The organism is Rhizobium sp. BIGb0125, assembly GCF_024810055.1.
Lineage (GTDB): Bacteria > Pseudomonadota > Alphaproteobacteria > Rhizobiales > Rhizobiaceae > Agrobacterium.
This window is the reverse complement of the sequence record NZ_JANUDV010000004.1, coordinates 401,039-414,631: the sequence shown is the minus strand read 5'-3', so window position 1 is coordinate 414,631 and position 13,593 is coordinate 401,039. Positions and strand designations below refer to the sequence as shown.

The 13,593-nt window shown below is 55.5% G+C and carries 12 protein-coding genes; 9 read left to right on the top strand and 3 right to left on the bottom strand.

Going from position 1 to position 13,593, the window contains the following annotated elements; translation table 11 throughout:
• Positions 1-3: 3 nt before the first annotated feature.
• The 3 genes from M2418_RS13565 to M2418_RS13555 all read right to left on the bottom strand — a co-directional run bounded on the left by M2418_RS13565 (position 4) and on the right by M2418_RS13555 (position 2,997).
• Positions 4-822, bottom strand: coding sequence for a carbohydrate ABC transporter permease (locus M2418_RS13565; RefSeq protein ID WP_250984970.1), 819 nt, complete (start codon positions 820-822; stop codon positions 4-6).
• Positions 819-1,682 carry a carbohydrate ABC transporter permease gene (locus tag M2418_RS13560; RefSeq protein WP_192489064.1) on the bottom strand — a complete coding sequence of 288 codons (864 nt, stop codon included), beginning with the start codon at positions 1,680-1,682 and terminating at the stop codon, positions 819-821. The genes M2418_RS13565 and M2418_RS13560 overlap by 4 nt, the downstream gene beginning before the upstream one ends.
• 67 nt (positions 1,683-1,749) lie before the next feature.
• Positions 1,750-2,997 (bottom strand): sugar ABC transporter substrate-binding protein, encoded by a 1,248-nt coding sequence (locus M2418_RS13555; RefSeq protein WP_259147146.1) that lies wholly within the window; start codon positions 2,995-2,997, stop codon positions 1,750-1,752.
• A gap of 136 nt (positions 2,998-3,133) precedes the next feature.
• On the opposite strand from M2418_RS13555, the gene M2418_RS13550 reads away from it, so the two are divergent.
• The 9 genes from M2418_RS13550 to M2418_RS13510 all read left to right on the top strand — a co-directional run bounded on the left by M2418_RS13550 (position 3,134) and on the right by M2418_RS13510 (position 13,522).
• Positions 3,134-4,072, top strand: coding sequence for an AraC family transcriptional regulator (locus tag M2418_RS13550; RefSeq protein WP_250984968.1), 939 nt, complete (start codon positions 3,134-3,136; stop codon positions 4,070-4,072).
• Positions 4,073-4,216: 144 nt separating this feature from the next.
• Positions 4,217-4,945 carry a TetR/AcrR family transcriptional regulator gene (locus tag M2418_RS13545; protein WP_259147142.1) on the top strand — a complete coding sequence of 243 codons (729 nt, stop codon included), beginning with the start codon at positions 4,217-4,219 and terminating at the stop codon, positions 4,943-4,945.
• 132 nt (positions 4,946-5,077) lie between these two features.
• Positions 5,078-6,022, top strand: coding sequence for a 4-hydroxy-tetrahydrodipicolinate synthase (locus M2418_RS13540; protein WP_250984966.1), 945 nt, complete (start codon positions 5,078-5,080; stop codon positions 6,020-6,022).
• A gap of 10 nt (positions 6,023-6,032) precedes the next feature.
• Positions 6,033-6,812, top strand: coding sequence for an SDR family oxidoreductase (locus tag M2418_RS13535; protein WP_250984965.1), 780 nt, complete (start codon positions 6,033-6,035; stop codon positions 6,810-6,812).
• Between the two features lie 113 nt (positions 6,813-6,925).
• Positions 6,926-7,897 (top strand): tripartite tricarboxylate transporter substrate binding protein, encoded by a 972-nt coding sequence (locus M2418_RS13530; RefSeq protein WP_192489070.1) that lies wholly within the window; start codon positions 6,926-6,928, stop codon positions 7,895-7,897.
• Between the two features lie 25 nt (positions 7,898-7,922).
• Positions 7,923-10,283, top strand: coding sequence for a molybdopterin-dependent oxidoreductase (locus M2418_RS13525; RefSeq protein WP_259147137.1), 2,361 nt, complete (start codon positions 7,923-7,925; stop codon positions 10,281-10,283).
• Complete coding sequence (locus M2418_RS13520; protein WP_250984962.1) at positions 10,283-10,741, top strand: tripartite tricarboxylate transporter TctB family protein; 459 nt, start codon at positions 10,283-10,285, stop codon at positions 10,739-10,741. Before M2418_RS13525 ends, M2418_RS13520 begins: the two co-directional genes overlap by 1 nt.
• 10 nt (positions 10,742-10,751) lie before the next feature.
• Positions 10,752-12,251, top strand: coding sequence for a tripartite tricarboxylate transporter permease (locus tag M2418_RS13515; RefSeq protein ID WP_259147133.1), 1,500 nt, complete (start codon positions 10,752-10,754; stop codon positions 12,249-12,251).
• Entirely contained in the window at positions 12,248-13,522 is a 1,275-nt protein-coding gene (locus M2418_RS13510; RefSeq protein ID WP_259147131.1) for an FAD-binding oxidoreductase, read from the top strand. Before M2418_RS13515 ends, M2418_RS13510 begins: the two co-directional genes overlap by 4 nt.
• Positions 13,523-13,593: the final 71 nt, after the last annotated feature.

The window sequence follows — 13,593 nt, the reverse complement described above, 5'->3', positions numbered from 1 at the left end:
TAATCAACCCTGATTTTGTTTTTTCGAGAATGCGGCATTCAGACCGCCCGCCAGCAATCCAAGCAGGATAAGAGGGGGCAGGGACAAAAGAACGACGGCTGCGTTTAGAATACCCCAGGGCACATTCATGCCGAGCTGGGACATTTCGGATGCGATGATTGGCAAAGTTTTTGCGTTTGATGTGGTCAGCATCATGGCCAGAAGGAACTCGTTCCAGACGAGCACGAAAGAAAAGGCGATCGCGCCGAAAATCTGGAACCGAGCGATTGGCAATGCCACGCGGAAGAATGTTGCATAAGGTCCAAGCCCATCAACTCGGGCCGCTTCTTCGACGTGAATGCTCACACGCTCAAAGGCAGGAACGGACAACCAGATCGTAATCGACGCGGTAACGATCAGATAGGTTACGATCAGTGACAGGCGTGAATCGTAAAGACCGAGGCCCAGCCAGATCACCAGCATGGGAATAGCAATCGCGACAGGCGGCAGGAAACGCAGCGACAGAACAAAGAACTGCGCTTCTGCGGTCAGTCGGTTCTTGAAGCGGGCGATCACATAAGCCGCGGGAACGCCAATGATGGCACCGATCACCACGGCCGACGAGCAGATAATGACCGAGTTGGTCAAAGCCCGTGCCACAGAGCGACGGTTCAACACGTAACTCATATTGTCCCAGACCGGCTGGAAAAACACCTTTGGTGTACTGACCAGCAGATCCGCATTGGTTTTGAACGCATTCAGTAGCGTCCAGAGAAGCGGCAGGACGACAAACGCCGCAGCAACGACCAGCACCAGCCGAAGGAGAATGGTGGAAATCTTCATCGGTTCAACCTCTTCCAGGTAAAGGTAAAGGTTACGACTGTCAGCACCATCATGATGACCGCCATTGAAGACGCATAGGAAATCTTACCGGATTCAATAAAGCCTTGCGAATAGGCGTACATATCGAGCGTTTCGGTTGAAATGCCCGGACCACCACGGGTCATGACGTAGACGAGATCGAAAGAGCGCAGGCTTTCAATCGCCTTCACCAGCAGAAGACTGATCAATGGCGCCTTCAACATCGGTAATGTCACGAAGCGGTGAATTTCCCAACGACTTGCCTTGTCAATGCGCGCAGCTTCCAGCGGTTGCGGCGGCAGAGATTCCAGCAGCTTCAAGATGATAACCGCGAAGAACAATCCCCATTGCCAAACATCAACGAAGGCAACAGCCAGAAGGGCACCCCAAGGTGTCGAGAGAATATCCGGGGTGCTGCCCGTCAATTCACGCACCGGCCAGGTCAACGCACCGTAAAGCGGATGAAAGCCGAATTTCCAGACGAATGCAGCACAAACGCGCGGCAGCAAAACCGGAATGATGAAAAGCAGACACAGCACATTGCGCATGCGCGGTCCAGCAGCTTCAAACATCGCAATACCAAGTCCGATGCCTGTCAACATGGTCAAGCTGACGCTGATGACTTCCCATTTTACCGATACCCAGAGGGCATTGAGAAAACGCGCATCCGAAAAGAGAGCAATGTAATTTGCAAACCAGATGTAGTCGGCCACCGGTTGGGAAAGTGTCCGGTTCTGCAAAGAAATATTGACCGCATAGACCGTGGGCACCAGTGCCAGCACGACCAGGATCAAAAGGGTCGGCCCCAGAAATACATAGGGCAGTGAACGTCCGCGTCGCATCACAGCAGATCCTAGGCTGAAAAGATGGGCGCGCATGAAAGCGCGCCCTGTTTTTGATTATGCAGCATCAGAGCTTGCGGGCGAAGGCTTCAAGTTCGTCCAGAGTGCCCTTGATGTCGGTGCGGCTGCCGGTGATCAGCTCTTCAAGCATGATGCCCCACTGATTGCCCAGCTCCTGCCAGCGAGCATCCTGCCAGAACGTCACCTGCGTGTGCTTGCCGGTCTCTGCCATCGCGTCAGAAAGGTTCTGACCGAATGTCTTGGCATATTCTGCACTCTGGTAGGTGCTGGTTCTGGTCAACTCACCCGGCTGACCGGCAGCGAGACGGCGAGCTTCCTGTTCCTTGGAGGTCGCCCATGCAACGAACAGACCGGCGCAAGCCTTTTCCTCATCCGTCGCATTTGCCTTGGAGGCCACTGCGAAACCATGCGCATAACCAGCGCCTGGCAGTGGAGATGGTGGAACGGAGAATGCAACCTTGTCGGCAACCTGGCTCTGCGCCTTGTCGACGGACATGCCGCCAAGTGGTGCGGATTCTACCAGGATAGCAACCTTGCCAGCGCGGAAGGCGCCGGTGGATTCATCCCACGAACCGGTCTGAGTGCCTGGAGCGGAATATTTGAACAGATCAAGATATGTCTGCGTGGCCTTTACAGCTGCTTCGGAGTTGAATGCAGGCTGACCATCCTTGAACCATTCACCGCCATTGGCCTTGAACAGTGGCATCCAGCGCCAGACATTGGCACCCGAACCGCGCTGACCACGGAGTGCCGTACCGTAAATGCCATTTGCCGGATCATGCAATTTTTTCACTGCGGCGAGATATTCGTCCCATGTCTTAGGTGGCTGAATGCCAGCCTTTTCAAGCAGGTCGGTGCGATAAACCATCAGGTCGCCGCCGCCCTGTACCGGTGCAAACCACTGCTTGCCGTCGTAGGACGCAGCAGCGCGCATACCTGCGTCGAAGTCGTTGTAGTCATATTCGGCCGGATAAAGGCCATCAAGCGGCACAATCCAGCCGGAAGATGCAAAGAGTGCGAGGTTTGCCTCATCAACGTAATAAACGTTGAAGCTACCAACGGTCGATGCGTCGGCCTGCGACTTGGCGCGGCGGTCATTTTCATTCAGATAGCTGATTTCAAAGCCTGCACCGGACAGCTTTTCGAACTCATCAACATAGTCTTCCAGCAGCGTCAGGCCGTCACGTGGCTGTGCAAGAATACGCACATCCGCGCTGCACTGGGCAGCAAAAGTATTGGACGCAGCAAAAAGCGCAATCGCCGCACAACCAGTGCGGAGTAAAGTCTTCAACATGATTTCCTCCCTCAGAAGCTGCACTCCTGTACAGCCCACGCACCTATTTTCGAAAAACATTGGTTGGGAACTAGTTGGCTTTTTACCGTTAACTGATACTATTTTGACATTATCACGCCAATGATGAGAGATACACATGCGTATATCATCAGATTTTCCCCACTCGGTGTCAGATACCTACACCGCGACGCGCGAACAAATCATCCTTCCGGACAACATGTCCTACCTCATCCGGCGGGATGATTATCCCAACCCGATCTGTATCTGGAACTATCATCCGGAGTGGGAAATTCACTACATCTCTGATGCAGCAGGCTTTGCCTATGTCGGCGATTATGTCGGCCCGTTCAAACCGGGTCACCTTGTTCTGACCGGGACCAACCTGCCGCATAACTGGATCACCCCCGGCGCCCCAAACCTGCCGGGTCGTGACCTCGTTTTGCAATTCGATGCGGATACGTTGATGCAGGCCCGCGCCATCTGCCCAGAACTCGACGTGCTGCACCGTCTGAAACCGATGTCTCGCAGAGGCATAGAGATTCTGGGGCCGGAAGCCATTGATATTGGTGAGATGATTGTTGAGTTAAATGACCACAAGGGTGCCGTTGGTCTTGGATTGTTTCTGGAAATTCTGAATGCCATTGAAGCTGCACCGCGCAAGCGCGCATTGGCGACAGAACATTTCATATCGCTCTATGGCGAGCTATCCGACAAACGCCATCGCCGCATTGACCAGGCAATTCAGATTTTACAATCCAGACCGGATACACAAATGCATGAGGTTGCCGAGACTGTGGGGCTAGACCCTTCGGCATTTTCCCGCGCATTCAGACGGCTGACCGGCATGACCTTCTCAACCTATATTCGCTCGGTGCGTGTCTGGCGCGCCCGCACCTTGCTTGCCGAAACCGAGATGCCGATTACAGACATCTGCTTTGAAGCAGGCTTCAATAACCTGTCCAACTTCAACCGTTATTTCCGCATGGAGACGGGTTTGACGCCGCGTGACTACAGGACGGCATCGCGCATTCGTAACAAGTCGATCGTGCCTGCGCCCGAGATACGGACAAGATAACAGCTTGCCTCAAATCTGTGCGCGACACAGATTTTTCGTCAAATTATGGGGGTCGCACCTATTTGTTGTAACATGCTACAGAGCATTCAATAGAGTGGGCAATTCCGATTCCGGGTGCCAGACGGAACGAGAGAGCCAAAACAGATGGCAAAAAAAGCCAAGACTCCAGCGTCATCCAATGGGCCGGTCGAGCGTGCCGAGGATCCGCGCGAGCGTATTATTGCCGCAGCACGCGCCGTTTTCATCGAACAGGGCTTCGATCTGGCTACCGTGCGCGAGATCACTTTGCGCGCCGACGTTAATGTCGCCGCCATCAACTATTACTTCGGCTCCAAGGATGAGCTGATCAGCGAAGTGCTGAGTATCATGATGGAGCCTTATACCACTGCGCGTATCGCCGCACTGGAGGCATGTCAGAAATCGGCGCATCCAAACCTGCCAACACTGCAGGATGTTGCGGAGGCGCTGGTGCGCCCGATGGTGCAGTTCAGCCGCGACGCCGTTGGTGATCGTCCGCTGATCCGAATGATCCAGCAGGTTCGCTCACGTCCAAGAGAAATCACCACACGTTTTTTCCTACGACGTGTCGACCCGGCGGTGTTTCGTTTTATCGATGCCTTCGGGCACGCCGTCCCATCGCTCGAGCGCCGCGACATCTTTTGGCGCTACAATTTTTCAATCGGCTCTGTCATGCAGGTGTTGACGGATTCAGACCACGCAACCTACCGTCTCAAGAACTTGTCCGGCGGCCTTTGTGACACTGACGATGATGAACAGATCATCGCGCAACTGACTGCATTCGTTTGCGCCGGATTCCTGGCGCCAGCTGTCAAAATCAAGCAAAAAGACGCAGCTCTCGCTCAGTCGGAATAGTTTTCTATTTCTGATAATATATTGAGCAAACCATGCTGCATTCATGGGCATTTTGACCATTTATAGTCGTTGACTGAATTGGAATTAAAACTATGTTTGAAACATTGTTTATTCTCCGATGGAGCAGCCTCAATGTCCGCAGCAGCCAAGAAAATTACCGGTTCTTTCGTCGCGCTTATCACGCCATTTGATCGCTCTGGCGCTGTCGATATCGGCGCATTCCGTGAACTGCTGCAGTTCCATGAGGCCAATGGCACCTCTGCCGTCCTCATCATGGGCTCGACCGGTGAAGTGTCGATGCTGTCGCAGGACGAAAAGCGCAAGATCATCGTCGAGACGTCCAAGATGAAGTCCGAGAAGATGCCAATTTTCTTTGGCTGCACGGGCAACAACACCGACACAACAATCGACAACGTCAAGTTCGCCAAGGATAACGGTGCCGATGGCGCGATCCTCGCGGCGCCGGCCTATATCTGCGCACCGGAAGCTGACATCGAGCGTTACTTCCTTGAAATTGCTGATGCAACAGACCTGCCACTTGGCCTTTACAACAACCCGCCACGCGTGAAGAGCGACCTGCATTGGGACCACCTGCTGCGCATCTTCAAGCACCCGAACTACGTCATTCACAAGGAATCGACGGCACGTGTTGGTCAGGTTGCCCAGGTTCTCGCGGCACGCCCAGACGTTTCTGTCATGTGCTGCGATAGCCCCAACCTCGGCCTCGTCGTTCCGACAATGAGCCTCGGCGGCCACGGCACCGCCAACATGGGTGGCAACATTGCGCCTGCTGAAGTGGCCGTCATGTCGCGTCCATGGACCAGCTACACTGAAGCAGAAGGTTTCCGTGACAATTACCTGCGCCTGCTGCCGCTGCTGCACTACAACTACTCGGCCATCAACCCGGTTGCCGTAAAGTCGCTGATGAAGGCTGTTGGTCTGCCTGCCGGTGAACTGCGCCGCCCGCTGACTGGCCTCGAAGGTGAAGCACTGGCACGCGGCGTTCGCATCGTGCAGGAACTTGGCCTCGACAAGGTGTACGGCTGGAAGATCAACACCGCAGCTCTCGCCGCCTAAGGAGAGACAGATGGACCTCGGGATTTCTGGCAGAAAAGCTCTCGTCACCGGTGCAAGCCGTGGCATGGGTAAAGCAGCCGCGATGACGCTTGCACATGAAAATGTGGATTTGACGATTGTTGCCCGCACTGCTGAAACGCTTGAGGAAACGGCTGCGGAAATCCGCTCCAAGACCGGCGCCCGCGTCACGACCGTTGCGTCCGACATAACAAGTGCTGAAGGACGGCAAGCCGCGCTCGCGGCATGCCCCAACCCGGATATTCTGGTCAACAATGCCGATGGGGAATTGCCTGGCGATTTTCGCAACTGGAAACGCGAAGATTGGCTGCGCGGCATGGACCGCATGATGCTGACGCCGATCGACATGATACGTCTGACTGTCGATGGCATGATGGACCGGGGTTTCGGTCGCATCGTCAATATCGTATCGCGCAGCGTCAAGATCGCACAGCCAGAACTTGGCCTATCGAATGCTGCGCGTTCTGGCTTGGTCGGCTTTGTCGCTGGCCTGGCGCGCCAGACCGTCAGTCACAATGTGACGATCAACAATGTTCTTCCCGGCATTATTGCCTCGGATGGCCAGCGCGAGCATGTCAGAGTACTGGCAGAGCAAAGTGGCCGCCCATTCGATGACATTTGGAAAGAACGCGCCTCACAGAACCCGGCCGGTCGTTACGGCGATCCGGACGAGATCGGTGCTTATATTGCATTCCTGTGTTCAACGAAGGCCGGTTTTGTTACCGCGCAAAACCTGCTCGTTGACGGAGGTCAATACCCCGGAACCTACTAGGGTTTCGGCACATCCCATTCTACGGTAGCTGACAAGCCACCGCACTGTTTAACGCTGCGCATTTCCGCGGCGAACGTACATCTGTATCCTGAATTCAGAAGGAGCCACCAGACATGAAAAATATTGGATCATTGCTTCTTGCCGCATCGCTCGCTGCCATCTCCGGTGGCGTTGCCGTTGCACAGGAATTCCCTGCACGCGCAATCAGCATCGTTGTGCCATATCCACCAGGCGGCGCCGTTGACGGTGTAGCCCGCGTGCTTGCCGCTGAACTGTCTGAATCAACAGGCAAGACATTTGTCGTTGATAACCGTGCCGGTGGTGCAGGTGGTGTTGTTGGCTCCGCAGAAGTCGCCAAGGCAGAGCCGGATGGCTACACGCTGCTTCTCAATGCATCGATCCATGTGGTCACGCCGCTGATCAACAAGAACGTGCCGTTTGACGTCCTCAACGACTTCACCCACATCGCCGGTATCGCCGCAGGTCCGCTGCTGGTCGTTACACCGACATCCACAAAAGCCAACACTCTCAAGGAATTCTTTGAAGAAGTGAAGGCTGATCCAGAAGGTTTCAACTTCGCAACATCGAGCTACGGCTCTGCTGGCCACCTTGCCGTCGAAGTGCTGAAGGCACAGGCTGGCGTTGATACTGATGTCGTGACCTATAAGGGCGCAGGTCCGGCTCTTACCGATCTGATGGGTGGTCAGGTTCAGCTGATGGCTGACCCCATGCTGTCGTCGCTGCCACACGTCAAGGCAGGTCGCCTGAAGGCTCTGGCTGTTACCAGCCTCAAGCGTTCGGCTCTTGCTCCAGAAATCCCGACCGTTGAAGAAAGTGGCATGCAGCCACTGGACATGGTGTCCTGGTACGGCGTGTGGGCGCCGAAGAACCTTGATCCGAAGGCTACCGAATACCTCGACGCCGCAGTGTCCAAGGTCGTCAACTCCGACAAGTTCAAGGAAAAACTCACTGTGTTCGGTTTCGAGCCGATGTATAAGAACAGTGCAGACCTGAAGGCTTTCGTTGTCGACGAAACCAAGCGTTATGGCGAAATCGTAGATTCGGCTGGCATCAAGGTCGAGTAAAATGAGCAAGGCTCCGGTAAACCCAATGAAAAATACGGATTTTTCGGAGCCCTCCCGACAGCGGAATCTTGTCGGGAGCCATTGGGGTTTTTACGAACATGACAGCAAGTCGGGAGACCTGAAGCCTTTTCGTGAAGATCCGGATCCGGCCATGTTCGGCACGGAACTGACGCAAGACCGGCTGTCGCCATCGCGTATCCTTAGGCCCGCAATACGGCGCTCCTATCTCGAACATGGCCGAGGAACGGATCATGGTCGACGGGGCGCCGAGCCATTCGTCGAAGTATCCTGGGACGAGGCTCTTGACCTCGTCGCCTCGGAGATAAGCCGTGTCCGGCAAACCTACGGCAATGGCGCGATTTTTTCAGGTTCCTACGGCTGGTCGAGTGCAGGACGTTTCCATCATGCGCAGAGCCAGCTCAAGCGTTTCTTCAACATGGCGGGCGGCTCGGTTCGCTCAGTTCAGACATACAGTTACGCAGCGGGTGAAGTCATTCTTCCGCATGTCATCGGCAATCTGAACGGCCTTGTCAGCGGCCATACGCCGTGGGGACAGATCGCCGGGCATTCCGAATTTATTGTGATGTTTGGCGGCACCCCGTTGCGCAATGCGCAGGTTAATGCCGGTGGCATCACACGCCATACCGCACGCAGTGCACTTCTTGCCTGCCGGGATTCCGGTGCACGTTTGCTGAATATCTCGCCGGTGCGCGATGATACAGAAGCCGAATTATCTGCCGAGTGGCAGCCACTTAGACCCGGTACCGACACGGCATTGCTGCTGGCATTGGCCCACACGCTGATCGCCGAGGATTTGCACGACCAGGATTTCCTTGCAAGCTACACAGAAGGCTTTGAGACATTTCGCGCCTATCTGATGGGTGAGCAGGATGGCATCGTAAAGAATGCCGTCTGGGCCAGCACGATAACCGATGTAGATGCAGCAGTGATTTCCGATCTGGCGCGGATGATGGCCAGAAAAAAGACCTTCATCATGATGTCGTGGTCGCTGCAACGCGCCGATTACGGCGAGCAGCCCTATTGGGCAGCAATTGCGCTCGCAAGTCTGTTGGGTGGCATTGGTTTGCCTGGTCAGGGTTTCGGTTTCGGTTACGCATCAGTCGGCAGCATCGGCCAGCCCGCATCGCCGATCAACTGGCCATCCCTGCCTCAGGGCAAAAACCCAATCACCGACTACATTCCGGTCGCCCGTATTGCAGACATGCTGCTTAATCCCGGCACCGAATACGACCATGATGGCACCCGCCGTACATATCCGGATATCAAGCTTGTCTATTGGGCTGGCGGCAATCCATTCCATCATCACCAGGACCTCAACCGTCTTGTCGAAGCTTGGCAAAAGCCTGACACGATCATTGCGCATGAGCACTGGTGGAACGCACATGCGCGCCATGCGGATATCGTTTTTCCGGCCTCGACGTTCATGGAACGCAATGACGTCATCGCCAGCGGTCGCGACAGCTTTATCGGCTGGTCTTCGAGTCTTGCAGCGCCGCCTGAGGGCATTGTGACCGACCACGAAATCCTGCGGCGCATTGCTGGCCGATTGGGAGTTGAGGCTGAGTTCACCGAGGGTCTGAGCGAGGACCAGTGGCTTGAGCGCCTGTATGGGCAAGCATGCGTGAACGCCGCCACACGTGGTATCAACATGCCGGATATCGAGACATTCCAGAATACCGGCATCGTTGAAGTGGCAGCACAGTCCCCGGAACGCGCGCTGCTTGCAGATTTCAGAGCCGATCCGCGGGCGCATCCACTCCGCACACCGTCAGGCCGCATTGAACTCGGCTCACAGACCATTGCCAGCTTTGCTTATGATGATTGCCGCGGACATCCGGCATGGTTCGAACCGAAGGAGTGGCTGGGATCACCGGTTGCGCAGCAGTTCCCACTTCATCTTTTGTCATGCCAGCCGCATGACAAGCTGCATAGTCAGTGGGACCATGCCAAACCGTCGCGTCGTACTAAGGCTTCAGGTCGTCAACCGGTGCGCATCCACCCGAAAGATGCCGCCATACGAACTCTGGCAGATGGCGACACAGTCACGATCACGAGCCCACGCGGGGCATGCCTTGCGAGCGTTTCGATAACGGACGCTGTGATGGAAGGGGTCGTGCAACTCGCAACTGGCGCATGGTTTGACCCGTCCGAGCCTTCCGTTGCCGGTTCACTAGAATTAAACGGCAACCCGAATGTCCTCACGGCTGATCACGGCACCTCACGTCTGGCACAGGGGCCAAGCCCCAATTCGTGCCTCGTCGAAATAGCACGTTTTGACGGTATCGCACCACCAGTCCGTGCTTACCGACCGGCGGATCTGGTCCCAGATCCGCGCAAGACCACCAGAAAAAACGAGGTAAGATAATGTCCTCACGTCTGAACACCGAATTACTCTCAGGTCTGCTGTTCATATTGATCGGCAGTCTGTTTCTGATTGGCAGCCTCGATTTGTCGTTTGGCACACTGCGCAGAATTGGCCCCGGTGGCTTTCCAGCGATGGTCGCAGTTGGCGTTATCATCATGGGGGTGATCGTTGCGTTGAAAGGCATCAGGATGGGCACGGCTGGTGAAGCCTTGCGCGTCAATCCTTCGCGCGTCGTCATCATCATCGCATCGATCGTGATATTCGGCCTCACGGTTCGCGGCGCTGGCCTGCTTATATCCGTCGCGCTTTGCAGTCTGATTGCATCCTTCGCTTCGCGTCCGTTTCGACCAATTGCCATGGGGCTATACGGCCTGTGTCTGGGTGCGGCGTGCAGTGCCGCATTCATCCTAGGTTTGGGCATGCCGGTACGCATTATCGGTCCGTGGTTCGGTTACTGAGGAAAGACCAATGGAAACAATCAACGCTCTTCTCCTCGGTCTTGATCAGGCTATTATGCCGGTCAACCTTTTCTGGTGTCTGATTGGCGCCTTGCTCGGCACACTGGTCGGTGTTTTGCCCGGCCTTGGACCTGCGGCAACCATGTCGATCCTTTTGCCATTTACAATTGGTCTCGAACCGGTGACATCGTTGATCATGCTGGCGGGTATCTATTACGGAGCGCAATATGGTGGCTCCACCACAGCGATCCTTTTGAACCTGCCGGGCGAAGCATCATCAGTGGTCACAGCCATTGATGGTTACAAGATGGCCCGGAAAGGCCGCGCTGGTGTGGCTTTGGCGACGGCTGCCATTGGTTCGTTCTTTGCCGGTACGGTTGCGACGTTGTTGCTGGCACTGTTTGCGCCAGCACTGGCTGAAGTTGGTCTGCTTTTCGGTCCGGCTGAATATTTCTCACTGATGATCCTCGGCCTTATCGCCTCAATCGTTCTTGCGCGCGGATCGTTGCCCAAAGCTCTTGCGATGGTATTCACCGGCATTCTGATCGGCATGATCGGGCAGGATGTGCAGACGGCTGCACCGCGTTTCATGCTGGGCTATGAAGAGCTGGCAACAGGCGTGAACTTCGTGGTGGTCGCCATGGGCCTCTTCGGCATAGGCGAACTGATCAAGGACCTTGAACACACAGAAAACCGAACCGCGATCAAGGCACCATTCTTTTCCATGTTGCCATCGCGTGAGGATTGGCGCCGCATGGCCGCTCCGATCTTGCGCGGCACGGGTATTGGCTCTCTGCTTGGTCTACTCCCCGGTAGTGGCGCACTGCTTGCAGCCTTTGCCGCGTACGCGATTGAAAAACGTGTTGCCAAAACACCGGAAGGGTTCGGTAACGGCGCTATCGAGGGTGTTGCCGCACCTGAAAGCGCCAACAATGCGGGTGCGCAAACATCCTTCGTACCACTTCTGACGCTTGGTCTTCCGGCAAATGCCGTGATGGCACTGATGTTCGGTGCGCTTATCATGCAGGGCATCGCACCGGGCCCGACCCTTATCAGCGATCACCCGCAAATCTTCTGGGGCGTTATAGTCTCCATGTGGGTCGGCAACTTCATGCTGCTGGTCTTGAACCTCCCACTGATCGGAATCTGGACAAAACTGCTGACGTTGCCGTTCCAATACCTCTATCCTGCGATTATCGTGTTCTGTGCCATCGGTGCGTTTTCGCTTGGTAACTCGGTGTTCGACCTGTGGCTTTTGGCGATCTTCAGCATTCTCGGATATATCTTCACCAAGCTGGATTGCGACGCTGCGCCGTTGGTCATGGGCCTTATTCTCGGACCGATGCTGGAGGAAAACTTCCGTCGCGCCATGTTCCTGTCACGCGGTAGTCTCAGCATTTTTGTCGACAAGCCAATCTCTGCTGGTCTTCTGGTGGCCGCCGTTGTCGTCCTGGCATTGATCGTGCTGCCGAAATTCGGCTCGGTGCGCAAGGAGGCGTTCCAGGAATGACCTCGCATGTCGTCGTTATCGGTGCAGGCATTGTTGGTGCAGCGACCGCTATTGAATTGCTGAGAGATGGGCATTCGGTTTCCATCATCGAACCGGAACAGCCGGGCGGGCGTCAGGCATCAAGTTATGGAAATAGCGGCTGGTTGAGCCCCGCCTCGATTATCCCCATGTCGATGCCCGGCCTGTGGAAAAAAGTACCCGGCCTCATCTCTGACCCCAACGGCCCGCTGATTATTCGCTGGCGCCATATCCTGCGTCTGGCGCCATGGCTTTTGCGCTTCGTATCGGCTGGCGCCACCATTGCCAAAGTCGAGCGAACAGCCCGCATTCTGTCATCGCTGCTGCATGACGCACCGGCACGACATGAAGCGCTTGCCAAGGAGGCTGGTCGTTCTGATCTGATTGTCCGCAAAGGACTTATCTACACATATCCAGACAGGTCGCTGTTTGAAGCAGAAGCGCTTGCATGGCGTTTGCGCCGCGACAATGGCGTAGTTTACCGCGAGCTTTCATCTGACGAATTGCATCGGTTGGAACCGGCACTGTCAAAAGCCTACTCTTTCGGCGTGCTGGTAAAACAGGGTGGGCATTGCATCGATCCCGGTGGATATGTCGGCTCCCTCGTTGACCATGCAGTTGCGCTCGGGGCCGTCAGGGTAAATGGCAAGGCAATCGGTTTTGATATATCGGCTGGTCGCTTGAAAGGTGTGAAAACAGACGCCGGCAGCATCGCCTGCGATCGAGCGGTGATCGCCGCTGGCATCCACTCCAAGACACTGGCTGCCGAAGCCGGTGACAAGGTTTCGCTGGAAAGCGAGCGCGGTTATCACGTTGTCATTCCGCATGACGTCGTAACGGGTGCTATGCCTATCATGCCTGGTGATGGGAAAATGGGAAACAACCCGACATTGGCGGGTCTTCGCATTGCCGGGCAGGTGGAATTGGCAAGTACAGCCACGTCACCAGACAAGAGCCGCGCCGACATTCTGCTTGGCCACGCCAAACGTGCCTATCCAGCTCTTACAAAAGCCTTTGATGAAAACCGTATCGACTGGTGGATGGGGCATCGCCCATCAACGCCGGACGGACTGCCGGTCATTGGCCCGTCCTCTGCTACCAGTGACATCATTTATGCATTCGGGCACGGCCATGTCGGTCTGGCAACAGGCCCGGCCAGTGGGCGCATCGTCGCTGATATCATATCGGGTAGACCAACCTCGCAGCATATCGCAGCCTTTGCGGCATCGCGTTTCAAACGTATTTTTGCCTGAGCGTAATAAACAAAAAATCCCGCACGACATTATCGTGCGGGACATGAATATTGGACACACCTGCTAAAAGG